The organism is Sphingomonas sp. PEI4, assembly GCF_056679955.1.
Genome location: NZ_CM155258.1, coordinates 3647736 through 3673554, shown reverse-complemented (window position 1 = coordinate 3673554; position 25819 = coordinate 3647736). Strand labels below are relative to the sequence as shown.

Sequence of the window (25819 nt, the reverse complement as noted above, 5' to 3'; positions counted from 1 at the left end):
AGGTGACAGAGGGGGAGGACACGGAACAATGGTTTCCCTTTCCTCCCCCTCCGTCTGGCAAGAGCCAGCCACCTCCCCCTGGCGGGGGAGGATCGTGGCCTCAGAAAATGAAGCTGTAGAAGCAGGTGAAGAACGCCGCGAAGCTGAGCAGGAACAGCTTCACGTCCTGATCGTCGTTCTTCCTTTTGACGATCACCGGCGGCGGCAACGATCGGCGCATCGGATGGCGTGCGGCTTCGTTGGTAAGGACTAGGCGTCTGGTCATGATGCAAACGTTAACGCCGCGTTTACCAATTGGACCAGTGACAAAAGTGGTTAAGGTCGCGGCGTCCGGCAATGGGACAGATCTGGGCTTGCGGTAACGGCTCTCAAAGCCTCCGCCGAACCGCTATCCTTGGGGAATAACCGCGTATAAGCTCCCGGCTTTCCCCGCGATTCTGCGGGCGCAAGGACTTGGACCATCGAGCAGATCGGCGCGCTTCCCTATGTGATCGACGAGGCGGGGCACGCGCGCGTGATGCTGATCACCTCGCGCGATACCGGCCGCTGGGTGATCCCCAAGGGCAATCCGATCGTCGGCCTCGCCAGCCACGAGGCCGCCGCACAGGAAGCCTATGAGGAAGCCGGGATCCGCGGCATCCCCTGCCCCTCCCCGGTCGGGCAGTTCGCCTACCGCAAGCGCCGTCGCACCGGCCGTTACCGCGACATGGTCGTCACCGTGTTTCCGCTCGCGTTCGTCGAGCAACTGGACGACTGGCCCGAGCGCGAACAGCGCGACACCCGCTGGTTTACGCTTGATCGCGCGGCAGACGCTGTCAATGAGCCCGGCCTGAAGGCGCTGATCGCTGCTTTCCGCGAGCCGCCGATCCCGGCGTCGTTCGCGCAACGTATCTTACCCGTCGTACGCACGAGTGCGAAAAGGAGAATTCCGATGCTGGGCTGGTTCCAGTCGCTGATGCCGAAGCAGGGGCGGTTCTTCGAACTGTTCGACGCGCATGCCGCGACGTTGGTCGCCGGCGCCGATGCGCTCGCACGGCTGCTGCACGGCGAGGGCTCGATCGAGGGCCAGATCGCCGAGATCGTCCGCCGCGAGCATGAGGCCGACGATATCACGCGGGAGGTTCTTCAGGACGTCCGCCGCGTGTTCGTGACCCCGTTCGACCGCAGCGCGATCACCGACCTGATCGGCGTGATGGACGACGCGATCGACCAGATGAACGGCACCGCCAACGCGATCGCGCTGTACGAAGTGACCGAATTCTCGGCCGAGATGCGCGACATGGCGGGGATCATCGTCGAGGCCGCGCGGATTACCGCCGAGGCCATCCCGTTGCTGCGCTCGCTCGGCACCAATTCGGGCCGGCTGCATGACCTGACCGCGCGACTGATCCAGATCGAGGGGCATGCCGACGATATCCACGACACGGGCCTGCGCGCGCTGTTCCAGGCATCGAAAATCAGTGCAGACCCGATGACCTTCATCATCAACCGCGAGATCTACAGCAGCCTGGAAAAGATCGTCGACCGCTTCGAAGACGTCGCGAACGAAATCCAGGGGCTGGTCATCGACCATGCTTGAACGCTTCGCGCTCGAGGGAGACGACAACCAGCTCCGCTGTTCCCCCGCGAACGCGGGGGTCCAGGAATCTCAGCCACGACGCCGATTGGTATCCTGGGCTCCCGCCTTCGCGGGAGAACAGATAGATTGGGGTAATCGAGCACGGATGGGCGTCCGCGCATGATCCTCTCCCTCCCCCTCCTCATCGGCCTCATCGGCATAGCGCTGCTGTTCGACTTCCTGAACGGCCTCCACGACGCCGCGAACTCGATCGCGACCGTCGTCTCCACCCGCGTCCTGAAGCCGCAATACGCCGTGCTATGGGCGGCGTTCTTCAACTTCATCGCGTTCGCAGTGTTCGGGCTCCACGTCGCGCAGACCGTCGGCACCGGGATCGTCCAGGCGCACGTCATCGACGCGCAGGTCATCTTCGCCGCACTGATGGGCGCGATCGCGTGGAACGTCATCACCTGGGTGCTCGGCATCCCGTCGAGCAGCAGCCATGCGTTGATCGGCGGCCTGCTCGGCGCCGGCATAGCGAAGGTCGGCTTTGGCGCGATCGTCTGGAAGGGCGTCATCGCCACCGTCGTCGCGATCTTCGCCTCGCCAGCGATCGGCCTGATGCTCGCGCTGGTGCTGGTGCTCGCCGTCGCCTGGACCAGCCTCAAGCTCACCCCGCTCGGCGTCGACAAGCGGTTCCGCAAACTCCAGTTGATCTCGGCCGCGCTCTACTCGCTCGGCCACGGCGGCAACGACGCGCAGAAGACGATGGGGATCATCGCCGTGCTGCTCTATTCGCAGGGTCTGCTCGGTGGCGAGTTCCACGTACCCCTTTGGGTCGTGCTGTCGTGCCAGGCCGCGATGGCGCTCGGCACGCTGTCGGGCGGCTGGCGGATCGTCCATACGATGGGCTCGAAGATCACGCGACTGACACCTGCTCAGGGATTCTGCGCGGAGACCGGCGGCGCGATCACGCTGTTCGCCGCCACCTTCTGGGGCATCCCGGTGTCGTCGACGCACACTATTACCGGCTCGATCGTCGGCGTCGGAGCCGCACGACGGCTGTCCGCCGTCCGCTGGAACGTCGCGAGCAACATCGTCGTCGCCTGGACGCTGACCCTGCCCGCTGCGGGACTGATCGGCGCCGGCACGTACTGGCTGGTCGGATTGTTCGTCTAAGCGCGAAATGATTGAGGCTGGTACGCCGCGGCTCCGTTATAGTGGCGGAGTGGCGGCGTTCTTGCTCGTCCGTACGCCGCTCCACCGCAAAACGGGGCGCAGCATATCGGTCGGACCGCCTATTTGATCCCGCCGCCCTGCAACGGTGCGACCGCGTCTTTGCCGAATTTCATGATCAGCTCGCCGATCTCGCGCGCCTGGCTCATGCTCCGCTGGCTCTGTTCGCGCAGGTAATCGCCCTGGATCTTCATGACCTGAGTCAGATCGCTGGCGCTCGCCGCCTGGCGCATCGCCGCGAAGGCTTCACGCGCGTTCTGCTCGGCCTGGTCGATCATCGCCTTGCCGATCGTCGCGCCGCCCTCCGCGATCTTGCCGCCGGATTCCTTCATCGCCTCACCTGCGCGCCGTGCCGGATCGATGATCTTCTCCGAGAACGCGCCGCGCGCCTTCTCGGCATTCTCGCGCATCGTGTCCGCCGCGCCCTTAGCCGCATCCGCCGCGCGGTCGGTCGCCGCCTTGCTCGCGTTCGCCCCGTCATCGGCCCGGTCATCGGCCCCCTCATTGACTGACTGCTTGAAGTCGTCCGCCATCGTCTCGCTCCTCTGCTGCGCTGCCGTTTGGTCGAAGTTTCAACTGGTATGATCGGCTTTGGTTGCTACCGCCAGCTTGCACGCGGGCGCATTACTCCCGATAGGTCGCCACGCTTTTACGGGGAACGTCCATGCGCATCACGATGATCGGTTCTGGCTATGTTGGCCTGGTGTCCGGCGCCTGCTTTTCGGATTTCGGTCATGACGTGATCTGCGTCGACAAGGACCAGGCGAAGATCGACGCGCTGCTCGCCGGCCGGATGCCGATCTTCGAGCCCGGCCTCGACCAGCTCGTTGCGTCCAACGTCGCCGCCGGCCGGCTGGCTTTCACCACCGATCTCGCCAGCGCGGTCGCGGGGGCCGATGCGATCTTCATCGCGGTCGGCACGCCGTCGCGTCGCGGCGACGGCCATGCCGATCTCAGCTATGTGTTTGCTGCGACTGAGGAAATCGCCGCGGCGGTCACCGGACCGACCGTCGTCGTGACCAAATCGACCGTCCCGGTCGGCACCGGCGACCGCGTCGAGGCGATCTTCCGCGAGAAGCGCGCGGACGTAGAGGTTGCAGTCGTCTCCAACCCCGAATTCCTCCGCGAAGGCGCCGCGATCGGCGACTTCAAGCGCCCCGACCGGATCGTCATCGGCACCGAGGACGAGCGCGCCAAGCAGGTCATGCGCGACGTCTATCGTCCGCTGTATCTCAACGAATCACCGATTTTGTTCACCGGCCGACGTACGTCCGAGCTGATCAAATACGCGGCCAACGCGTTCCTCGCGACCAAGATCACCTTCATCAACGAGATCGCGGATCTGTGCGAGGCAGTCGGTGCCGACGTGCAGGACGTCTCGCGCGGGATCGGGCTCGACAACCGGATCGGCAAGAAATTCCTCCACGCCGGGCCAGGCTATGGCGGTTCGTGCTTCCCCAAGGACACGCTGGCGCTGCTCAAGACCGCCGAGGATTACGACACGCCGGTCCACATCGTCGAAGCCGTCGTGAAGGTGAACGACAGCCGCAAGCGCGCGATGGGGCGTAAAGTGCTGCACGCGCTCGGTGACAATCCGCGCGGCAAGACCGTCGCGCTGCTCGGCCTGACGTTCAAGCCCAACACCGACGACATGCGCGATGCTCCCAGCCTGGCGATTGCGACCGCGCTTGCCGATGCCGGCGTATCGGTCCGCACGCACGATCCCGAAGGCATGACGCCGGCCAAGGCGATGATGCCCGACCTCGTCTATTGCACCGACGCCTACGACGCGGCCGAGGGTGCCGACGCGGTCGTGATCGTGACCGAATGGGACGCGTATCGCGCGCTCGATCTTGCGCGTTTGAAGCGCGTGATGGCCGGGCCGGTGATGGTCGACCTGCGTAACGTCTATCAGCGCGCCGACGTCGAGCAGGCCGGGTTCGCCTATACAGCCGTCGGTCGGTGAGCGTCCCCGGCAACATGTTCCAGTCACTGGACCTTTTGCGCGCTCTCACTATATACCGAACGGTATGAATAGGCTTTGCACGCTCACCGCCCCCAAGGGCCGCCCCCGCGAGTTCGATCTCGACGAAGCGCTGGCGGGTGCGCTGCGCGTGTTCTGGCGCAACGGGTACGAGGGCGCGTCGATGGCGGAACTGACCGCCGAGATGGGGATAACCAAGCCCAGTCTCTACGCGGCGTTCGGCAATAAGGAGGCGCTTTTTCATAAGGCGCTCGACCTCTACGAGCGTGAAAAGCTTGCCTATATGACGTCTGCGCTCGACGCACCGACCGCGCGCGCCGTAGCGGAAAGGCTATTGCGCGGCGCGTTGCAAATGCAGTCAAGCACGTGCGATCCCAAGGGTTGCCTGAGCGTCATCAGCAGCGTCGCATGCAGCCCGGAAGCCGAGCCGATCAAGGCCGAGGTTGCGAAGCGCCGCGCGTCGTCCGAAGCCGCCTTGATCCGCAGGTTCGACGAAGCAAAGGCCGCGGGTGAATTTCCCGATGGCCTCGAGTCGCACGCCTTGATGCGGTATCTGTTCGCGATCATGCAGGGTTTGACGATTCAGAGTGGATCGGGCGCAACGTGCACTGAGCTGAACCAGCTTGTCGAGACCGCCATGTCGGTATGGCCGACCAAATAACCCTGTCGGCTCGCCGACATAAAAGTCACGCTTTGTTACGGTAGCGATAAAAAATACCGGCCGGTACAAAAGTCTGTTGACTAGATGAACCCCAGGTTTATATACCGACTGGTATCGAAGCTCTCTCCTACTTCGGATGGGGCAACCGGGGACAGCAACCCATGACTACGGTCACCACCTAACACAGACGGCTTCGGCCGACCGGACCCATAAAAACTCAAGCGGGCAAGCGCGGCACATGATGTGCCGGCAACGACCGCGCACGCCCTGCGACCAGCTGACGTCGGTGGACCATCCACCGACGAAGGCCAGCGCTTGCCCAAGATCAAAAGGGGGACAATCCCATGGCTTATCTCGACCTCGACAACATGTTCGCTTCGCCCGTCACCAGCCGCACCCAGACGGTCGCCGCCCCCGCGCCGACCGGCTTTTCCGCGCTGGAATGGAGCGTCATCGCGCTCGCCAAGCGCGATACGTTGCGCAGCCTGTCCGGCCCGAGCCGCATGTCGCGCGCAATGGGCAGCCTGTTCGGCTTGAGCACCGCGTCGCGGCTCGCCGATCCCCGGTTGGAAGCGCTGCGGCGCATGGCAGTATACGCCTGGCGCCGCGGCTTCGCGCTGCCGATGGCCGAGATCCAGGGCTTCCTCGCCGCCGGCTTTGCCGAGGCACAGATTGAAACGCTCGTCGAGAGCGTGACCGGCATGCGCGTCGGCATCCAGCAGAAGCGGAGCATCGCAGCGTGAACCAACTTACCACGATCACGGCCGCGAACGACGCCGAAATCGCGTCTTCGCCACCCACGGACCGTCATCGACGCCCGGCATGGCAGCGCGGCGCGATGGTGCTCGTGCCGATCGCGCTGCTCGGTGCGGTCGGTGTGAGGATGTTCGACCATCCCGACGCGGCGATGGCGGCCCCCCCGCCCGCCTCGGTCACGGTGGCGTCGCCATTGGTGCGGCAGGTGAGCGAATGGGACGATTATGTCGGCCGGTTCGCACCGAGCCGCACCGTCGAGATCCGTCCGCGCGTCGCCGGCGAAGTCACCGGCATTCATTTCCGCGATGGCGAGATCGTCAGCAAGGGCCAACTGCTCTTCACGATCGACTCCCGCCCGTTCGCGGCCGCTTTGGCTGAGGCACATGCCAACGTCGCTAGCGCACGCAGCGCCTTGTCGCTCGCCCGCACCGATCTCGGTCGCGCACAACGATTGGTCGCTGACGAAGCGGTCTCGGCAGGCGAAGTCGACGCGTTGCGTGGGAGGCTCGAAGCAGCCCAGGCCGCACTCGCCGCGGCACAGGCTCGCGAACGTGCTCGCGCTTTGGACGTCGGCTTCACCCAGGTTCGCGCGCCGATCGGCGGTCGCATCTCCGATCGCCGCGTCGATGCCGGCAACCAGGTCGCGGGCGGCGAAGGCACTGGCGGCACGGTGCTGACGACGATCAACGCGCTCGACCCGATCTACTTCACGTTCGACGGCTCCGAGGCATTGTACCTCAAGACGCAGCGCGCACGTCAGCCCGGCGCGACGCCGGCGGTGGTCGAGATCCAATTGCAGGACGAGACCGAGCATCGCTGGAAGGGCAAGCTCGACTTCACCGACAACGGGCTCGATCAGCGTTCGGGCACGATCCGTGGCCGCGCGGTTCTCGCCAACCCAGGGTATTTCCTGACGCCGGGGATGTTCGGCAACATGCGCCTCGCGAGTGCGGGGACGCGGCAGGCTTTGCTGGTGCCGGACGATGCGGTGCAGACCGATCAGGCGCGGAAGGTTCTGCTGACCATCGATGCGAAGAACGTCGTGAGCCAGAAGCCGGTTGAGCTTGGGCCGGTGGTCGACGGGCTGCGGATCGTGCGCTCAGGGATCGGGCCTAACGACCGGATCATCATTCAGGGCACGCAGATGGCGATGCCCGGCGCGACCGTTGCGCCGAAGGTCGGTCGGATCGTGATCGCTTCGGGTGCGACTGCGCCGGCGTCGGTGCAGCCCATCTCGGGTGAAGCCACACTCGCCAAGTAAGATCGTCATCCTGACGAAAGTCAGGATCCAGAGTTCGAAACGTCACGCTGTTGGCTCTGGATCCTGATTGTCATCAGGATGACGGAGCGAATGGGCGCGCCCCTCTACCGAGGAAATTCCCATGCGCTTCTCGCGCTTCTTCATCACCCGGCCGATCTTCGCGGGCGTGATCGCGGTGATCATCACGATCGTCGGTGCGATCGCCTACATGACGCTGCCGGTGTCGCAATATCCCGACATCGTCCCCCCCACCGTTACCGTCGCCGCGAACTATCCCGGCGCTTCGGCCGAGACGGTCGCCGAGACTGTTGCCGCGCCGATCGAGCAGGAGATCAACGGCGTCGACAACATGCTGTACCAGTCGTCGCAATCGACCGGCGACGGCAGGGTCACGATCACCGTGACCTTCAAGATCGGCACGGACCTCGATGCGGCCCAGGTGCTCGTCCAGAACCGGGTCGCGATCGCCGTCCCGCGCCTGCCCGAAGACGTGCAACGTCTCGGCGTGGTGACGCGCAAGACGTCGCCCGACTTCCTGATGGTGGTGAACCTCGTCTCGCCCGACAATTCGCTCGATCGCGGCTACATCTCCAACTACGCGCTGACGCAGGTCCGCGATCGCCTCAGCCGCATCGACGGCGTCGGCGACGTGCAGCTGTTCGGCGCGCGCGATTATTCGATGCGCGTCTGGATCGACCCCGGCCGCGCCGCCGCGCTCGACCTCACCGCCGGCGAGATCGTTGCCGCCCTGCGCGCGCAGAACGTCCAGGTCGCCGCGGGCACGCTCGGCCAGCCGCCCTATGACAAGGGAAACAGCGCCTTCCAGCTCAACGTCGAGACGCAAGGGCGCCTGACCGATCCCAAGCAGTTCGCCGACGTCGTCATCCGCACCGACGCGCAAGGCCGCCAGGTCCGCGTCTCGGACGTCGCCCGCGTCGAACTGGGCGCGCAGGATTACGGCGCGAATACCTATCTCAGCGGCAAGCCCACGGTCATCGCCGCGGTCTTCCAGCGTCCCGGCTCGAACGCCCTCGGCGCGGCGCAGGCCGTCACCGCCGAGATGGAGTCGATGTCGAAGCGCTTCCCCAAGGGCCTCGAATACAAGGTCATCTACAACCCGACCGAGTTCATCGCCCAGTCGATCGACGCGGTGAAGCATACGCTCTTCGAGGCGATGATCCTCGTCGTGCTCGTCATTCTCGTCTTCCTGCAAAAGTGGCGCGCGGCGATCATCCCGATCGTGGCGATCCCGGTCTCGCTGATCGGCACCTTCGCGGTGCTTGCGGCCGCCGGATACAGCCTCAACAACCTGTCGTTGTTCGGCCTCGTCCTCGCGATCGGCATCGTCGTCGATGACGCGATCGTCGTGGTCGAGAATGTCGAGCGCAACCTCGAACACGGGCTTTCCCCGCTCGAGGCGGCGCGCACGTCGATGGACGAAGTCTCGGGCGCGCTCGTCGCGATCGTGCTCGTGCTGTGCGCGGTGTTCATCCCGACCGTGTTCCTCACTGGCCTGTCGGGCGCATTCTACCGCCAGTTCGCGGTGACGATCTCGACCGCGACGATCATCTCGCTGCTCATCTCGCTGACGCTGTCGCCGGCACTCGCCGCGATGCTGCTCAAGCCGACCGCACCCGCGGACTCCGGCAACCGTCTGACCCGCACATTGCGACGCGCAGGCGATGCCTTCAACCGCGGCTTCGAGCGGATGAGCGAGAGCTACGCCCGCCTCACCGCACGCCTCGTCACCGCGCCGAAGCGGATGATGATCGCCTATGCCGCGCTGATCGCGGTCACCGTGGGCGTGTTCATGGTCACCCCGTCCGGCTTCGTCCCCGCGCAGGATCAGGGCTACTTCCTGACCGTCATCCAGCTTCCGCCCGGCTCCTCGGTCGAGCGCACCGACGCCGTCATGCAGAAGGTCGCGAAACGCATCCTGCCGCTCGCCGGCGTCAAGGGCGCGGTTATGCTCGCGGGCTTCGACGGCCCCTCGCAGACGCTCGCGCCGAACTCGGCCGCCGCGTACATCCCGCTGAGGAGCTTCGAGGAACGCAAGAAACTCGGCGTCACCTTGGCGAGCATCATGGCGGAGTCGCAGAAGGTGACGGGCGACATCACCGAAGCGCGCCTGCTGATCGTCCCGCCACCGCTGATCCAAGGCATCGGCTCGGCCGGCGGCTATCGCCTGATGGTGCAGGACCAGGGCGGCCACGGCTATGCCGACCTCGGCAAGACGAGTTACGCGCTGATCGGCCAGGCGAACCAGACCAAGGGTCTCGCCCAGATATACACCTTCTTTGACACCGCCACGCCGCGCATCTTCGCCGACGTCGATCGTGCCAAGGCCAACCTCCTCGGCGTTCCACCGGAGCGCGTGTTCGAGGCGTTGCAGGTCTATCTCGGCTCGGCGTTCGTCAACGACTTCAACCTGCTCGGGCGCACCTACCGCGTCACGGCTCAAGCCGACGCACCGTTCCGTAACACCACCGCGGACATCGCCAACCTGAAGACACGCTCCAACTCGGGCCAGATGGTCCCGGTCGGCTCGGTCTCGACCTTCAAGGACAAGACCGGACCCTACCGCGTCGTCCGCTACAACCTCTTCCCCGCAGTCGAGGTCGATGGCGACACGGCCAAGGGCTATTCCTCGGGCCAGTCGCTGGTCGCGATGGACAAGCTCGCCGATGCGTCGCTTCCCGCCGGCTACGCGCATGAATGGACCGGCATCGCCTATCAGCAAAAGGCAGCAGGCAGCACCGCTGCGCTCGTCTTCGGCATGGCGGTGGTGTTCGTCTTCCTCGTGCTCGCCGCGCAATATGAGAGCCTGACGTTGCCGCTCGCGATCATCTTGATCGTGCCGATGTGTCTGCTCGCGGCGATGACCGGCGTGAACCTGCGAGGTATGGACAACAACGTCCTCACGCAGATCGGCCTGGTCGTGCTGATTGCGCTCGCCGCAAAGAACGCGATCCTCGTGGTCGAGTTCGCCAAGCAGGCCGAGGAACAGGACGGCCTTACCCCCGTCGAGGCCGCGGTGCGCGCGGCGAAGGACCGGTTGCGGCCGATCCTGATGACGAGCTTCGCCTTCATTCTCGGCGCGGTGCCGCTGGTGATCGCGACCGGTGCCGGTGCGGAACTCCGCCAGGCGCTTGGGACGGCCGTATTCTTCGGGATGATCGGCGTGACCGGATTCGGGCTGCTCTTCACCCCAACCTTCTATGTCGTCGCGCGAGCGCTGGCACTGCGGTTCGAACGCCGCCGTCCAGCAAGCGGGGGCTCAGCCGCTGCCCAGCCGACCCTTCAGCCAGCCGAATAGGACCAGCATCATGAAGTCCGCCCTCCTCGCGAGCCTCTCGGCGCTGACGCTCGCCGCGTGCGCCGCCGGCCCCGACTATGTCGCCCCGATCACTCCACCCAAGGCGGCGGCGTCGTTCGCGACCGCCAACGCCGCAACGGTTACGACGGCGCCAGACAACGACTGGTGGCGGATGTACCGCGACCCGGTCCTCGACGGCCTCGTCGCGGATGCGTTGGCAGCGAACACCGACCTCCGCGTCGCGGTCGCGCGGCTCGACAGCGCCCGCGCCTCACTGCGCGGCGCGAAGACCGACCGCGAGCCACAGGTGAACGCAGGCGCGAGCGGCAATTACGCCCGCACCTCGCAACTTCAGTCCTTCCCCGGCCTCGACCGTGAGCGTGCGACTTACGACGTCGGCCTCGACGTCAGCTATGAGGTCGATCTCGCCGGCCGGGTTCGCCGCAACGTCGAAGCCGCGCGCGGCGACGTGGGTGCAGCGCAAGCCGATGCGGACGCCGTCCGCGTCTCCATCGTCGCCGCCACCACCCGCGCCTATGTCGACGCAGCCTCGTCCGCCGAGCGTCTCGCGGTCGCCCGGCGGATCGTCGACCTGCTCGACAAGTCGAACACGCTGACCGGCAAACGCGTCGACGCCGGTCGCGCCGCTCGCCTCGATCAGGTTCGGATCGCAGCCTTGCGTGACCAGCGCGCCGCCAACATCCCACAGATCGAAGCCGAGCGTCAGGCGGCACTCTTCCGCCTCGCCACGCTAACCGGTCGCACCCCGCAGGACCTGCCCGCAACCGCCGGCGCGCGCACGACGACGCCGCGTCTCGATCAGCCGATCCCGATCGGCGATGGCGCGGCGTTGCTCGCACGCCGCCCCGACGTCCACGCCGCCGAACGCCGCCTCGCCGCCGCAACCGCGCGGATCGGCGTCCAGACCGCCGCGCTCTATCCGCAGATTTCACTCGGCGGCTCGATCGGTTCTACCGCGCTAAGCGTCGGCGACGTCTTCACCGGCGGTCCGATCCGCTGGCTGCTCGGCCCCCTCCTCAACTGGTCGCTCAACCAGTCCGCCGCCCGCGCGCGCATCGCCGGTGCCGAAGCCGACACCCGCGGCGCGCTCGCCAATTTCGACGGCAGCGTCCTCACCGCGCTGGAGGAAACCGAGACCGCGCTGTCCAACTACGCCCGCGAACTCGACCGCCGCACGCAGCTACAGTCCGCGCACGACAACGCCGCCACCGCTGCCCGCATCACCCGCGCCCGCCAACGCGAAGGCCAGATCGACTTCCTCGACGTACTCGATGCGGAACGCACGCTAGCCGACACGGATACTGACCTAGCCGCAGCGAACGCGCGCATAGCCGGTGCGCAAGTCGACCTGTTCCGCGCGCTCGGTGGCGGCTGGCAAGCCGCGCCCAAGCCCGTTTGAAGACCCGCCCGACGCATTAACCAACTTTTACAACACGCCCGCAACTAAAGTGCATCAAGCTGATCATGGCGATGGAGGTCATCATGAACGACAACACCCTACCGACCGCGAGCACTGAGGCGTGGCATGCGCAGGTTCAGTATCATCAGGGTCGGGCCGCGCAGGAAAAGGCCCTCGCTCGCCGTTCGCAGTCAGATGCGGGTCGCGCGGCGCATCTGCTGCTGAGCGAGAACCATCTGCAACTCGCTGCATCGGCCGAACTGGTCACCGGGATGCCCGACGCCGAACCGCCGCAGAGTTCGTCGCTGCAGCATACCGGCTGGTTGATCCGCGAGAGCTACGGCGACGCCACGTAGGACACGGGCAGGACGCCTCGGCTCAGGCGATATCCGCCTTGCCCAGGTTGATGCCGTCATAGAGCGCGAGCAACGCGGTCACTTCCGCCACGATGGTCTCCTGCTCGGCGCGCCAGCGGGCAGTCGCATCGTGCTGCGGTATGCCGTCCTGGCCGTCATGCAGGGTGAAGCCCTGTTCTATCAGCCATATCGCGTCCGTCGCCCGCGAACGCTGCCGTCGCAGGTGATAGACCCATTGCTCGATGATTCCCGAAGGAACCAGTCTATCCAGATCGCCCATGACGCCGAGGTAGGCCAAGGCTATCGGCAACGCCAGCCCGGGAAACGCGCATCTGGACGGAACTGCAGGATGTTAACCGTCTCGCGAAATTCGACCGCAATACAAATGGTCCAGCAAGGTGGCGATGAATATGCTGCCGCCGCCATCCGTGATCGAACATCGCATGGACGACCAATCCGTCCTGGCGCGCCACGCACCGAACCCCGGCGTTGCACGGATGCACGAAGAGCTGGCGCTGTTGTACCGCGAGCAGTTGATCGGGTTGTTGAGGATCTGAACCGCGACATGCGGTCCGCGTGTGACGATGCAGCGAAACGGCGTTAGACGCACCGACATGATCGATCCCGAGCCGCCCGCCCTGAACAGCCGCCGCTGGATCGGGACCTATGCCGGCGGCGGCGGGGCCGGCCTGTATCCGCTGCTCGATGGTAGCGATCGGCTGGCGATCGGCACTGCCCATGGCGATGCACCGAACGCTTCGTTCGGCGCATACTCGTCACGGTTCGATCTGCACTATCTGGTCGACGAGCGCGACGAGGGGATGCTCGGCGTACACCGCTATGCGAACCGTAATTGGATCCGTCTCGCCAACGTCACGACCGGCGGCGCGGCGCCCTGCCATGTCGTGCTCGACGCCACGCAATCCTGGGTCGCGGTCGCCAACTACATGAGCGGCAGCGTCACGTTGTACCGGCTCGATGCGAACGGACTGCCGATCGCCCCGCCCTTCGTGCACGCCAATCTCGGCAGCGGACCGAACGGCGAACGCCAGCTTTCGCCGCACGCGCACTGGGTCGGCTTCGGCCTGGACAACCGGACGCTGTACGCCACCGATCTGGGCACGGACGAGATCCTCGCATTCCCGTTCGACGCCGACCGAGGCATCCTCGACACGCCGCGCACTGCGTTTGCCGCGCCGCCGGGATCGGGGCCGCGCCATATGCTGTTCCACCCGCGTCACCCGCGCACGGCGTACCTCGTCTGCGAGCTGACGAGCGCGCTGGTGGTGCTGGATTTGGAGAATGCCGGCTTGCACGAACGCGCAACGCTTTCGACGCTTCCGCTTGCGTGGCAGGGCGCGAACATCGTCGCGCATATCGGTGGCAATTCTGCCGGCGACAGGCTCTACGTGTCGAACCGCGGCCATGACAGCATCGCCGTCTTCGCGCTCGATACGCACGGCGACGCGACACCGATCCAGCATGTCGCCAGTGGTGGCACGTCGCCACGGTTCTTTCTGATGTTGGAAGCCGAGCAGCGGATGATCGTCGTCCACGAACGCGATCACCGGGTTACGCTGCTCGATATCCTGCCGGACGGAACGCTCGCCGTGACCGACCTCGCGGTCACCGTTCCCGGCGCCGCATTCGCCCTCCTCAGCTGACGCTCAACCGGGTCAGCTGACCCGGGCGATCAGCAGGGTCAGTTCGTCGCGGACCGGGTTCGCGTCGATCCGCAGCGGCTTCAACGTCCGGCGCTTGATCGAATAGGATGCGCGAACCGCGTCACACAGATCATTGACCGACACGCGGACGCAGGCCCCTTCGTCGCATACCAGTCGCGGCTTGCTGACGGACTGCATGCACGTCAGCGGCGCGCCGGCCCAGGCGGGTACAGCGCTCGAAAAAAGACATACGGAAGCGATCCGCAAAGCGGTGTTCTTGATCATCATGGTATCTGGCCCCCCACAGGCATTTCGTATCTGGTAAACGCAGCGTTAGGGGCCAAGTGGTTGCGATAACGTTTCTATTGCCGGGAAATCGTACGACGATCCGCCGGTCGTAAGAAAACGACAGTCGGCTGATCAATCCGCTGCGATTCAATCCGCCGCGATCGGCCCTTGTGGCGGACTGGCACGCCGCGTGAACCATACGATGATGACCATCGCGAGGCACAGCCAGGCCGAAACACGGAACAGGTCGGTAGACGCGAGCAGATACGCCTGCGCCACCATCTGCCGCGTGATCGCACCCGCCGCCTGGACATCGGTCAGCCCCATCCGCGTGAGTGCGCCCTGCGCCAATTGATACGGCGACCCGGTGCCGATCGCTTCCGACAATCGGCTCTGGTGCAGCGTCTCGCGGCGATCCCATGCCGTCGTGATGATCGACGCGGCGAAACTGCCCGAGGTGATGCGTGCGAAGTTCGAGATGCCGGTCGCCGACGGCAGCCGCTCCGCCGGAATGCGATCGAGCGAGATCGTCAGCATCGCAAGGAAGAACGTGCTCATCGCGATCCCCTGCACCATCAGCGGCCACATGAGGTCGTAGAAGCTCGCGCCTGTCGTGTAGCCCGAACGCAGGTAATAGGAGTAGCCGAACGACGCGAACGCCACGGTGGCGAGGATACGCGCGTCGATCTTGCCGCTCAGTCGGGCCACGAACGGCGTCAGGATCACCGCCACCGCGCCCGATGGTGCGGCGACGAGCCCTGCCCAGGTCGCGGTATAGCCGAGCTGCGTCTGCAACCACAGCGGCAGCAGCAGCGTGTTGGCGAAGAACACCGCATAGCCGAGGCAGAACGCGATCGTCCCGATCGTGAAGTTGCGGCTCTTGAACAGCGACAGGTTCACGGCGGGGTTGGCGTCGGTCAGTTCCCAGATGATCCAGCCGATAAAGCCGATCGCTGCGACGACCGCGGCGATGACGATGCGGTCGGCGGCGAACCAGTCGTCGTTCTTGCCGAGATCGAGCACGATCTGCAGCGCACCGACCCATATCACCAGCAGGATCAGGCCCACTTGATCGATCGGCAGCTTCCGCGTCGGCGTGTCGCGCTTGCCGAGCTTGTTCCAGCACACGAACGCGCAGAACATCCCGAACGGCACGTTGATCAGGAAAATCCAGCTCCAATGGTAGTTGTCGGAGATGTAGCCGCCGAGAATCGGTCCCATGATCGGCGCGACCAGCGTCGTCATCGACCAGATGCCGAGCGCGGTGGAGCGTTTATGGACGGGGAAGATCGCGATCAGCAGCGCCTGGCTGCCGGGGATCATCGGTCCGGACACCGCGCCCTGGAGGATGCGGAAGCCGATCAGCGAGGGCAGGTCCCACGCGATCCCGCACAGGAACGATGCGATCGTGAACAGGAAGACCGACACGCAGAACGTCCGCACCACGCCGAACCGGCCCATCAACCATCCGGTCAACGGCACCGCGACGCCGTTGGCGACCGCAAACGCGGTGACGATCCAGGTGGAGTTGTCGCTGGAAACGCCGAGGTTGCCGGCGATCGTCGGTAGCGAGACGTTAGCGATCGTCGTGTCGAGCACCTGCATGAAGGTGCCGAGCGCGAGCGCGAACGCGGTGAGGGCTAGCGAGCCGCCGACTAGCGGGGCGGGACCGGCGCCGGCGCTGGAAGGGGATGCCATCAGGTGGCACTCCGTTCGGAAAGGTGAACCTCAACCAAGCCACCACCCCGGCGAAGGCCGGGGCCCAATTGGGAAACACCGCTGACGAAAGACGGCACGCCGTTACGACCACCTCTCCAGTTGGGCCCCGGCCTCCGCCGGGGTGGCGCTGCGTGAAGGGCGGTGGTCAGCAAACAGACTGTTTCCCCGCGAAGGCGGGGACCCAGACTGGACTCCCGCCTTCGCGGGAGAACAAGGAGGGGGGCGCCGGTACCAACCCAGCAAGACCGGAGTGAACGGCGCAAAATCATCAGCGGTTTGCCGCAATGATCTGGCGGATCTTGGCATCGACCGCGGCATCGCCCTGCCCGGTCTGGAGTCCCTTGTACGCCGTCACCGCAGGCCGGCCGACCATCGTCCCCGACTTGTTCGCGGTATCGACGATCACATTCGCCGACAGCCCGACCCGCAACGGGTTACGCCGCAACTCGCCCTTGTCGATCGCGATGCGGACCGGCACGCGCTGCGTGATCTTGATCCAGTTGCCGCTCGCGTTCTGCGGCGGCAACAGCGCGAACGCGTTGCCGCTGCCCGCGCCGAGGCCGACGACATGCCCGTGATAGACCAGATCGTCGCCGTACATGTCCGCCGTCACCGTCGCCGGTTGGCCGATCCGGAGATCATGCAACTGCGTCTCGCGGAAGTTCGCATCGACCCACACCCGGTCGAGCGGCACCACCGCCATCAACGGCAGCCCCGCCGACACTTGCTGCCCGAGCTGCACCGTCCGCTGTGCGACGACGCCGTCGATCGGCGCGACCACGTGCATGTGGCTCCGCGTGATCGCCGCACGACGATAGGCCGCGATCGCCGCCAGTACCGCCGGGTTGTTCGACACCGTGGTGCCGACGACGCCGTTGCGCGACTGCGCCTGCTGGCTGCGCGCGAGTTGCAGCGTCGCGCTCGCCACCTTCACCTGGTCCGCCGCGTGGCTCAGTTCCTCGCCCGAAATCGCGCCTTCCGCCGCCGCCCCGCGACGACGCGCAAGGTCGTTCCGCGCCCGCGTCAGTTCGGCCTCCGCCTGCACGACCGCGGCCCCGGTCTCGTTCACCTTCGAGAAGTCCGACCGTGTCGCCCTCACCGCCCGCGCCAATTCGGCCTCAGCCGACGCGACACCGACATCCGCGGTCGCGGCGTCGAGGTCGAGCAGCGGCTGACCCGCCTTCACGACCTGCGTATTGTCCGCATGGATCGCCGTCACCTGCCCGGGATCACGCGCGGTGATCGCCACCACGTCGCCCGCGACATAGGCGTCGTCCGTCTCCTGTTCGGGGGCGGCGAGCAGGAAGTGGAACACCGCCCACACGATCGCGCCGATCACGACGACCACGCCAAGAATCGTCAGCGCACGCTTCCGGGCGCGCGGGTTGCCGGCTGGAGCAGCAGCAGGCATTTGCGTATCGGTCATCGCGTCATCCCCTGAAAATCATAACCACCACCCAGCGCCAGCACGAGTTGCACACGCTGTTGCGCGGCATCGGCGGCGAGGTCGGCATCGGCCTGTTCGGCAACCAGCGTGCGGACGTCGTTGTCGACCAGGTCGAGCCGGCTATCGAGGCCGCTCGACACACGGATCGCATTAAGCCGGCCGGTCTCGGCATAGCCGCGCACCACCTCGCGTTGTCGCTGCCGGTCCGCGTCGAGCGCCCCAATCCGCGCAACCGCGTCGCCCGCTTCCCGCACCGCACCGATCACCCGGTCATTATAATCCGCGGTGGCAAGATCGAGCGCGGCAGTCGCGCCCGCGAGGTCCGCCTTCAACCGGCCATTGTCGAAGATCGGCAGGTGGACTGCCGGTCCGACCCCGACGGTGCCCGCATCGAGCGAAAACAGATTGCCGAGCCCGACCGCTTGGAACCCCGCCAGCGCCGCCAGATTGACGTTCGGATAGAACGCCTTCCGCGCAACCTGTCGCCCGGCCGCCGCAGCCTCGATCCGCGCCTGCGCCGCCGCGATATCGGCACGCCGCGCAAGCAGGTCGGCGGGTACGGTCCTAGGCAACGGCAATGCCGCATCGAGCCGAAACGCAGTCGCACCGATCGTCGCCGGATAATCCGCCCCGCGCCCGGCGAGCGCCGCCAGCGCATTCTTCGCGAGCACCTGTGCCGCCTGCGCCCGCAGCAACGCCTGTCGCGCCTGCGCCAGCAGCGTCGTCGCGGCCTGCGCGTCGAGCTTGCTCGCCAGATTGTTGCGAATCCGGACGTTCACCAGCCGCAGCGAATTCTGGCGCGTGGCGATCGTCCGCTGCGCGATGCCCGCCTGCGCCTCGGCCCGTTCGAGATCGATATAGGTCTGCACCACCGCCCCCGACAGCGCCATCCGCGCCGCCGCGACGTCGAGCGAAGCCGCGCGCACCGACGCCCGCGCACCTTCGATCGCGGCCTTCTGGCGCCCGAACAGGTCGAGGTTCCAGTTGAGGTTCGCCGCGGTCGAGCCGACGAACCGCGTAGACCCGGCATAGGGCGGCGGGATCGTGTAGCGCCCGCTTAACCGCGCGAGTTGCTCCTGCGCGTCGAGCGTCACGTCGGGGCCATTGTCCGCCCGGCGCGTCGACAGCACCGCCTGCGCCTGCGCGACCCGTGCCAGTGCCGCATCGAGCGACGGGCTGCCCGCGACCGAATCGCGCACCAGCCGATCGAGTTGCGGATCGCCGAACGAGCGCCACCAGTCGGCGGCCATCACCGGCGCGGCGTCCGAAGCCAGCCCGAGTGCGGTGGTCGATACCGGCTCCACGATCGTCTTGGACGCCGGGATCGCGCATCCTGCCAGCAACCCCGCCGCCGTGATCGAGGCAAATGTAAAGCCCGTCTTCATGCTCGGCGTCCTTCGGTCAGAGCATCGTCCAGCGTGGTGCGGAGCTTCTGCATCAGTTCGATCAGCGTCTCGATTTCGGTCCGGTCCCAACCCGTCAGCAGGGTATTCCAGTATTCGATGATTCTATCGCGACACCGGATCGCGACCGCCTCGCCGTCGGGCGTCAGTTCCAGATTGAGCACCCGCCGGTCGTCGCTCGCGCGCGACCGCGTGACCCAGCCGTTCTGCTCCATCGCGTCGACCAGCCGCGTCGTCGCACCCTTGTCATGCGAAAGATCCCGCGCGAGGTCGGCACATGTCGTAGCGCGGCCCGCCATCATCGACATGAGCGCGGACCACTGCGTGCCGGAAAGTCCCTCCGCCGCGAACACCGGCTCGATCAGGCTCTGCCCGATTTGATGGATCCGCCGCGCGAGGTAGCCGAGCGAACAGTCCGGGCCGAACCCTGTCTTGGTATAAAACGCCATTTCGTTGCCATGGCAACCATTGCCCAGGCAGTCAATTGCGCGTTTTGCATGCCTTGTAGTGCGTCGACATAGGTCGTGCTGCCGAATCGTGACCACATGTGGGCGCGCGTTGCGATGTCAGCGAAGCATCCACCTAAAGCTGTCGCCCGATGTCGTCGCTCGAACATGGGAGCAGACTACATCCCGTCACGGCGATCGGTTCAATTGCCCCCAGCGCACTTTCGATCGAGTTCATCGAGACATTGGGCGAGCAACGCGCCGACAAGATGATCCAGCCGCTCATCGGCGATCAGCAACGCGTGCGCGATCGCCTCGCGCAACGCTCCGTTATCCTCGTGCCCAACCGCCATGCCTTCTGTTCGGCAGTCTGCCGCGCGCGCGCAAGTCACTAAGTTAGAGCAGATTATGTTGACTTAAGTTAGTAAACGAATCCCTACTCTTTACTGTGGAATTGCACATGGACGACGCCTAGCATTTGGCATGGCAAACAAAACCGAATCGGAACATTATCAGTCGGCACGGACAGCCGAAAATCTCATTCGCGTACGGGGCCTGCGCGCCGAGATTTTTCCCAGCGAAATCTTCGACGAGCACGCCTGGAATATGATGCTGCGTCTGTTCGTCGCGCAGACCAAAGGTGTCGACCTCTCCGAAACCGAACTGATCGCCGCAGCCGGAACGCCCTCAGCCGTAGGGCAACGATGGCTCGCGCATCTCGTAGCGGATGACCAGATCAAGCCCTATGCGGACGGTGAGGCCGTAACCCTGACGCAATCGGCATTGGCTCGGATGGAGGGCTTCCTCCGCGACGCCAGCGCTATTCACAAGTCCGACGGCCCCACCTGAGCCCCCCAATCCGAGAGCATAGCTCGATCTCGGCCGTTCAACCGCTGCGGGTGTTGAAGATTAGCGCCCTCCACACGCACCCGTGCCCTTCCCCGATGCGCTCCCCCTTGCTAAGGCCCCCTCGGTAACAGCATTTTTTCGCTCGGTTCCCGGTGCGCCCGCGCGGCCTTTATGGCTGCTTTCCCCTCGGCGCCCGGCGGCCCGACGCCCACGGGAAGGACCCCTATGACTGCCATTGGCCAGGATACCCTCAAGACCCGCACCAGCCTGTCAACCGGCGGCAAGTCGTACGACTATTACAGCCTCGCCAAGGCGTCGGAACAGCTCGGCGACATCAGCCGCCTGCCCTTCTCGATGAAGGTGCTGCTCGAGAATCTGCTGCGCTTCGAGGACGGCGTGACCGTCACGCGCGACGACATCCAGGCGATCGTCGACTGGCAGAAGGAACGCCGCAGCGACCGCGAGATCCAGTATCGCCCCGCCCGCGTGCTGATGCAGGACTTCACCGGCGTCCCTTGCGTGGTCGACCTCGCCGCGATGCGCGACGCGATGACCAAGCTCGGCGGCAACCCCGAGAAGATCAACCCGCAGGTCCCCGTCCACCTCGTCATCGATCATTCGGTGATGGTCGACGAATTCGGCACGCCCCAGGCGTTCCACGATAACGTCGACCTCGAGTACGAGCGCAACTTCGAGCGCTACGAGTTCCTCAAATGGGGCAGCAAGGCGCTCGACAACTTTCAGGTCGTCCCCCCCGGCACCGGCATCTGCCATCAGGTGAACCTCGAATATATCGGCCAGGCCGTCTGGTCGTCGGCCAGCTCGGGTGACCACGGCGACGGCACCATGATCGCGTATCCCGATACGCTGGTCGGCACCGACAGCCACACGACGATGATCAACGGTCTCGGCGTGCTCGGCTGGGGCGTCGGCGGGATCGAGGCCGAAGCCGCGATGCTCGGCCAGCCGGTGTCGATGCTGATCCCCGAAGTCGTCGGCTTCAAGCTGACCGGCGCGCTGAAGGAAGGCATCACCGCCACCGATCTCGTGCTCACCGTCACGCAGATGCTGCGCGCCAAGGGCGTGGTCGGCCGCTTCGTCGAGTTCTTCGGCCCCGGCCTGTCGTCGATGACGCTCGCCGATCGCGCGACGATCGCCAACATGGCGCCCGAATACGGCGCGACCTGCGGCTTCTTCCCGATCGACGACAAGACGCTCGATTACATGCGCCTCACCGCGCGCTCGGATGAGAACGTCGAGCTGGTCGAAGCATACGCCAAGGCCAACGGCTTCTGGCGCGACGAGAACGCCGAGGACCCGATCTTTACCGATACGCTCGAACTCGACATGGGCACCGTCGTCGCGTCGCTTGCCGGCCCGAAGCGCCCGCAGGACCGCGTCAGCCTCAACAAGGTCGACGAGGTGTTCAACAGCGACCTCCACAAGCTGTACCACAAGGAGCAGCCTGCCCGAGTCGCAGTCGAGGGTCGTGAGCACGACATCGGCGACGGCGACGTCGTGATCGCCGCGATCACCAGCTGCACCAACACCTCGAACCCGTCGGTGCTGGTCGCCGCCGGTCTGGTGGCCCGCAAGGCGAACGCACTCGGCCTGAAGTCGAAGCCCTGGGTGAAGACCTCGCTCGCCCCCGGTTCGCAGGTCGTCACCGACTATCTCGACAAGGCCGGGCTTACCGCGGACCTGAACGCACTCGGCTTCAACCTCGTCGGCTATGGCTGCACCACCTGCATCGGCAACTCGGGCCCGCTCGCGCCTGCGATCTCCTCGGCGATCAACGAGAACGATCTCGTCGCCGCGTCGGTGCTCTCGGGCAACCGCAACTTCGAGGGCCGCGTGTCGCCCGACGTACGCGCCAACTTCCTCGCCTCGCCGCCGCTCGTCGTCGCCTATGCGATCAAGGGCACCGTCACGACCGACATGATCGAGACGCCGCTGGGCCAGGGTTCGGACGGACAGGACGTATATCTGCGCGATATCTGGCCGACCAACGAGGAAGTCCGCAGCACGATGGACGCCAACATCGACGCGACGATGTTCGCGGCACGCTATGGCGACGTCTATGCGGGCGACGCCAAGTGGCGCGAGATCGACGTGACGGGGTCTGACACCTACGCATGGCGCGCAGGCTCCACCTATGTCGCCAACCCGCCCTATTTCGACGGCCTCAGCATGACGCCATCGCCGGTGCAGGACATCATCGACGCCAAGCCGCTCGCGATCCTCGGCGATTCGATCACCACCGATCACATCTCGCCGGCCGGTTCGATCAAGGCCGATTCGCCCGCTGGCCGCTTCCTGCAGGAGCATCAGGTCAGCAAGGCGGACTTCAACAGCTATGGCGCACGCCGCGGCAACCATGATGTGATGATGCGCGGCACCTTCGCCAACATCCGCATCAAGAACGAGATGGTCCCCGGCGTCGAAGGCGGCATGTCGAAGTACGACGGCGAGATCATGGCGATCTACGACGCGGCAATGCGCTTCAAGGAAGACGGCACGCCGTTGGTGATCGTCGCCGGCAAGGAATACGGCACCGGCTCGTCGCGCGACTGGGCGGCAAAGGGCACCAATTTGCTCGGCGTCCGCGCGGTCATCACCGAAAGCTTCGAGCGCATCCACCGCTCGAACTTGGTCGGCATGGGCGTGCTGCCGTTGCAGTTCGCCGAAGGGACGGATCGCAAGACGCTCGGCCTCGACGGCTCGGAAACCTTCACGATCCTCGACGTCGCCAGCATCCGCCCGCGTCAGGACGTCACTGTGTCGATGACGCGCGCCGACGGCACCAGCGAGACGTTCCAGACCAAGTGCCGGATCGATACCGTCAACGAGCTGGAATATTTCCTCAACGGCGGCATCCTGCAGTACGTCCTGCGCAAGCTGGCCGCGTAAAGGCTTGCACCATCACCCCGGCGCGATCCGGAGTGACCGCTCGATACCGTCATCCCAGCGAAAGCTGGGATATCTCCGTGAGGCCCGCGTCGCCCACCACGAGGGATATCCCAGCGTTCGCTGGGATGACGTGTATTGGCGGACGATGAAAAGCGAGCTCTTCGCCTAGTTCTGACAGCGCTCCGCGGCCAGCAGCGGTCCCGCGCGCATCTGCAAAATGCAAAAAGGCGGGGCGACCGTGAAGGTCGCCCCGTAGTTCAGGGAGAAGACCGGGACAGGGGAGACCCGGTCGAAGTCACCGCTCACAGGGGGAAAGGAACGGCGACGCACTCCCTTTCGTCCCGATATGTGTCAGGCATATGTCGGTAATGTGTGAGAACATTTTTTTGCACGACAGTGTCGCATGAGAGACCGGGTGTGGCGGATCATTTTTAGAGCAGGCCCGTCGGTATCGGTATGCACGCGACGAGTAGCAGTTCACCATCTGCTTTGCGGCACCGCGAGCCTTGAACCAACCGGCCCCGATCGATGCGAACAAACAGCACCTCCCCGGCGACGGCCGGGTCCAGTTGGAGAGGTCACGGTAACGGATCGCGGCGTTCGTCAGCCACGTGTGCCAACTGGACCCAGGCCTCTGCCGGGGAGGTGCTCTTCCGCAGGGTATGAGTATCAAGCAAATCCGGAACGACGAAGCGACCCTGCGACATCCTAGACGCGAACTATCGAAACACGCCCCGCCCCAAAACAAAAAAGGCGACCCCGTAGGATCGCCCTTATTTGGTGCAGTTCAAACTGCTTGTTAACAGCCAGCCCAGGCCAACAGCAACTCAACGACCGATGAAAATATTTTCATCACCGGCTTAACAGTTCAGAAATCGCAGGCACAGCAACAATCTCAACGCTTTTTCTACGATGGAAAACCTAGCACTCGCTTAGGTTAGAGTAGAGTAGAATCGCCATGCCGTACGCCCGAAGCTCGCAGTGTAAATCGCATACTGAAGGGCAGCAGTCGCTACCTGCGACCGGCGCACCTTTTGCCTTCGATCGCGTCTAGTACGGACCTGCTCGTGATCCCAATTGTCCAGCAGGTTACTTCGCAAGTGCCCTTGGCCGGGCGTAGACGAAGTAGATCAAGAGCCCGAGCAGGTTCCACAACCCGAAATACAATTGCGTCTTCGAGGGCAGGCTGAAGAACAGGTACAGGCACCCGAGGATGCCGATCGTGCCGACCAAAGTCGCTGCCGGCGCACGGAACGTCCGCACCGCGTCGGGCGCGCGGCGGCGCATCACAAGCATGCACGCGCACACCGCGACGAACGCAGCGAGCGTGCCGGCGTTGGCCAGCGCGGCGATTTCGGCTAGCGGCAACAGCCCGGCGATCACGGCGACGATCGCCGCCGTGATCCACGTGATCCGCACAGGCGCGCCTCGCTTCGACACCTTGGCTAGGCTCAAAGGAAGCAACCCGTCACGCGCCATCGTGAAGAATATCCGGCTTTGCCCGAACAGGAAGGCGAGCAGCACGGTCGGCAAGGCGATAACAGCCGACGCACCGAGGAACGTCGCGAACCCCGGCCGGCCGATCTCGCGAAGGATCAATGCGAGCGGCTCGGCGCTGCCCGCGAACCGGGCGTACGACAGCGCGCCGACGGCCGCCACCGCGACGAGGATGTAGATCGCGATGCATACGACCATCGACCCGACGATCCCGATCGCGAGGTCGCGGCCTGGGTTTTTCGTCTCCTCCGCCGCAGTGGAGATCGCGTCGAAGCCGTAGAACGCGAAGAAGATGATCGCCGCCGCCGCCATGACGCCGCGCTCGGCCCCATCCGGCTGGACGGCCTTGGGGAAGCCGTAGGGCATGAACGGGTGCAAGTTTGCGCTGTTGAAATAGTGCAGCGCTATGAACACGAACACGGCCAGCGCGATCATCTTCACCGCCACCAGCACTGCGTTGAGCGTCGCGCTTTCGCGGGTGCCGACCGACAGCACGCCTGCCACGACCGCGATGATGAAGATTGCGGGGACATTGAGGATGCCGCCCAGCTCAGGGCTGAGCGTCAGCGCCTCGGGGAAGCCGAATGCGCCGCGCAGCAGCGGCGCGGCATAGCCCGACCAGCCGACCGCGACGGTCGACACCACCAGCGAATATTCGAGGATCAGCGACCAGCCGATCACCCACGCGATCAGTTCGCCGAGCACCACATAGCTGTAGGTGTACGCGCTGCCCGATGCCGGGATCATCGTCGCCATCTCGGCATAGGCGAGCGCCGCGCAGGCACAGATCCCGCCGGCAATGATAAAGGACAGGATGACGGCGGGTCCGGCGAGCCCCGCACCGACGCCGATCAGCGTCAGGATGCCCGTGCCCACGATTCCGCCGACACCCATCGCCACCAGATGCGGCCACGACAGCGTCCGGGCGAGCTGATGCTCGGCCGGCTGCTCGGTGACGATTTTTCGGCGAAACAGGCTGGCCACGGATATCCCCTCTTGTTGGGCGTGGGGAGTGGCACAGGACGGGCGCGGCGGGCAAGTTCGCTAC

At 65.3% G+C, this 25819-nt stretch carries 22 protein-coding genes; 12 read left to right on the top strand and 10 right to left on the bottom strand.

Going from position 1 to position 25819, the window contains the following annotated elements; translation table 11 throughout:
- Nucleotides 1-100: 100 nt before the first annotated feature.
- On the bottom strand, nt 101-265 hold the full coding sequence (locus AC1MLZ_RS16975) for a hypothetical protein (RefSeq protein WP_480959501.1): 165 nt from the start codon (nt 263-265) through the stop codon (nt 101-103).
- Nucleotides 266-460: 195 nt separating this feature from the next.
- Here AC1MLZ_RS16975 and AC1MLZ_RS16970 point away from each other — a divergent pair, with 195 nt between their 5' ends.
- The gene (locus AC1MLZ_RS16970) at nt 461-1579 is read left to right on the top strand and encodes a DUF47 family protein (protein ID WP_480961595.1); all 1119 of its coding nucleotides are present in this window, start codon (nt 461-463) and stop codon (nt 1577-1579) included.
- Nucleotides 1580-1738: 159 nt separating this feature from the next.
- A complete protein-coding gene (locus tag AC1MLZ_RS16965) occupies nt 1739-2737 on the top strand; it encodes an inorganic phosphate transporter (protein ID WP_480959500.1) in 999 nt (332 codons plus the stop codon).
- Between the two features lie 119 nt (nt 2738-2856).
- Here the strand turns inward: AC1MLZ_RS16965 and AC1MLZ_RS16960 are convergent, their stop codons facing one another.
- Nucleotides 2857-3327 (bottom strand): phasin family protein, encoded by a 471-nt coding sequence (locus AC1MLZ_RS16960; protein ID WP_480959499.1) that lies wholly within the window; start codon nt 3325-3327, stop codon nt 2857-2859.
- A gap of 131 nt (nt 3328-3458) precedes the next feature.
- Here AC1MLZ_RS16960 and AC1MLZ_RS16955 point away from each other — a divergent pair, with 131 nt between their 5' ends.
- From AC1MLZ_RS16955 to AC1MLZ_RS16925, 7 genes are all read left to right on the top strand, one after another.
- Nucleotides 3459-4760 (top strand): UDP-glucose dehydrogenase family protein, encoded by a 1302-nt coding sequence (locus AC1MLZ_RS16955; protein ID WP_480959498.1) that lies wholly within the window; start codon nt 3459-3461, stop codon nt 4758-4760.
- A 64-nt stretch (nt 4761-4824) separates the two neighbouring features.
- Nucleotides 4825-5439 carry a TetR/AcrR family transcriptional regulator gene (locus tag AC1MLZ_RS16950; RefSeq protein ID WP_480959497.1) on the top strand — a complete coding sequence of 205 codons (615 nt, stop codon included), beginning with the start codon at nt 4825-4827 and terminating at the stop codon, nt 5437-5439.
- A 344-nt stretch (nt 5440-5783) separates the two neighbouring features.
- Complete coding sequence (locus AC1MLZ_RS16945) at nt 5784-6182, top strand: hypothetical protein (protein WP_107953860.1); 399 nt, start codon at nt 5784-5786, stop codon at nt 6180-6182.
- Nucleotides 6179-7456: an efflux RND transporter periplasmic adaptor subunit gene (locus AC1MLZ_RS16940; RefSeq protein WP_480959496.1), complete on the top strand. Its 1278-nt coding sequence runs from the start codon at nt 6179-6181 to the stop codon at nt 7454-7456. The genes AC1MLZ_RS16945 and AC1MLZ_RS16940 overlap by 4 nt, the downstream gene beginning before the upstream one ends.
- Nucleotides 7457-7577: 121 nt before the next feature.
- Nucleotides 7578-10772 carry an efflux RND transporter permease subunit gene (locus tag AC1MLZ_RS16935; RefSeq protein WP_480959495.1) on the top strand — a complete coding sequence of 1065 codons (3195 nt, stop codon included), beginning with the start codon at nt 7578-7580 and terminating at the stop codon, nt 10770-10772.
- Nucleotides 10773-10782: 10 nt separating this feature from the next.
- Nucleotides 10783-12192: an efflux transporter outer membrane subunit gene (locus tag AC1MLZ_RS16930; RefSeq protein ID WP_480959494.1), complete on the top strand. Its 1410-nt coding sequence runs from the start codon at nt 10783-10785 to the stop codon at nt 12190-12192.
- Nucleotides 12193-12275: 83 nt separating this feature from the next.
- Nucleotides 12276-12548: a hypothetical protein gene (locus AC1MLZ_RS16925; protein ID WP_480959493.1), complete on the top strand. Its 273-nt coding sequence runs from the start codon at nt 12276-12278 to the stop codon at nt 12546-12548.
- 22 nt (nt 12549-12570) lie between these two features.
- On the opposite strand, the gene AC1MLZ_RS16920 is transcribed toward AC1MLZ_RS16925, so the two are convergent.
- Nucleotides 12571-12846 carry a hypothetical protein gene (locus AC1MLZ_RS16920; RefSeq protein ID WP_480959492.1) on the bottom strand — a complete coding sequence of 92 codons (276 nt, stop codon included), beginning with the start codon at nt 12844-12846 and terminating at the stop codon, nt 12571-12573.
- 316 nt (nt 12847-13162) lie between these two features.
- Between AC1MLZ_RS16920 and AC1MLZ_RS16915 the strand changes: the two genes are divergently transcribed.
- Complete coding sequence (locus AC1MLZ_RS16915; RefSeq protein ID WP_480959491.1) at nt 13163-14212, top strand: lactonase family protein; 1050 nt, start codon at nt 13163-13165, stop codon at nt 14210-14212.
- 12 nt (nt 14213-14224) lie between these two features.
- On the opposite strand, the gene AC1MLZ_RS16910 is transcribed toward AC1MLZ_RS16915, so the two are convergent.
- The 6 genes from AC1MLZ_RS16910 to AC1MLZ_RS16885 all read right to left on the bottom strand — a co-directional run bounded on the left by AC1MLZ_RS16910 (nt 14225) and on the right by AC1MLZ_RS16885 (nt 19868).
- Nucleotides 14225-14500: a hypothetical protein gene (locus tag AC1MLZ_RS16910; protein ID WP_480959490.1), complete on the bottom strand. Its 276-nt coding sequence runs from the start codon at nt 14498-14500 to the stop codon at nt 14225-14227.
- 147 nt (nt 14501-14647) lie between these two features.
- Entirely contained in the window at nt 14648-16198 is a 1551-nt protein-coding gene (locus tag AC1MLZ_RS16905; protein WP_480959489.1) for a DHA2 family efflux MFS transporter permease subunit, read from the bottom strand.
- A 289-nt stretch (nt 16199-16487) separates the two neighbouring features.
- On the bottom strand, nt 16488-17645 hold the full coding sequence (locus AC1MLZ_RS16900) for an EmrA/EmrK family multidrug efflux transporter periplasmic adaptor subunit (RefSeq protein ID WP_480959488.1): 1158 nt from the start codon (nt 17643-17645) through the stop codon (nt 16488-16490).
- Nucleotides 17642-19051 (bottom strand): efflux transporter outer membrane subunit, encoded by a 1410-nt coding sequence (locus AC1MLZ_RS16895; RefSeq protein ID WP_480959487.1) that lies wholly within the window; start codon nt 19049-19051, stop codon nt 17642-17644. Before AC1MLZ_RS16895 ends, AC1MLZ_RS16900 begins: the two co-directional genes overlap by 4 nt.
- Nucleotides 19048-19518 (bottom strand): MarR family winged helix-turn-helix transcriptional regulator, encoded by a 471-nt coding sequence (locus tag AC1MLZ_RS16890; RefSeq protein ID WP_480959486.1) that lies wholly within the window; start codon nt 19516-19518, stop codon nt 19048-19050. Before AC1MLZ_RS16890 ends, AC1MLZ_RS16895 begins: the two co-directional genes overlap by 4 nt.
- A gap of 200 nt (nt 19519-19718) precedes the next feature.
- Entirely contained in the window at nt 19719-19868 is a 150-nt protein-coding gene (locus AC1MLZ_RS16885) for a hypothetical protein (protein WP_480959485.1), read from the bottom strand.
- 130 nt (nt 19869-19998) lie between these two features.
- On the opposite strand from AC1MLZ_RS16885, the gene AC1MLZ_RS16880 reads away from it, so the two are divergent.
- Both AC1MLZ_RS16880 and acnA read left to right on the top strand, forming a co-directional pair.
- Nucleotides 19999-20364 (top strand): hypothetical protein, encoded by a 366-nt coding sequence (locus AC1MLZ_RS16880; RefSeq protein WP_480959484.1) that lies wholly within the window; start codon nt 19999-20001, stop codon nt 20362-20364.
- A 225-nt stretch (nt 20365-20589) separates the two neighbouring features.
- Nucleotides 20590-23274 carry an aconitate hydratase AcnA gene (acnA, locus tag AC1MLZ_RS16875; protein ID WP_480959483.1) on the top strand — a complete coding sequence of 895 codons (2685 nt, stop codon included), beginning with the start codon at nt 20590-20592 and terminating at the stop codon, nt 23272-23274.
- A gap of 1089 nt (nt 23275-24363) precedes the next feature.
- Here the strand turns inward: acnA and AC1MLZ_RS16870 are convergent.
- Nucleotides 24364-25755, bottom strand: coding sequence for an amino acid permease (locus AC1MLZ_RS16870; protein ID WP_480959482.1), 1392 nt, complete (start codon nt 25753-25755; stop codon nt 24364-24366).
- Nucleotides 25756-25819: the final 64 nt, after the last annotated feature.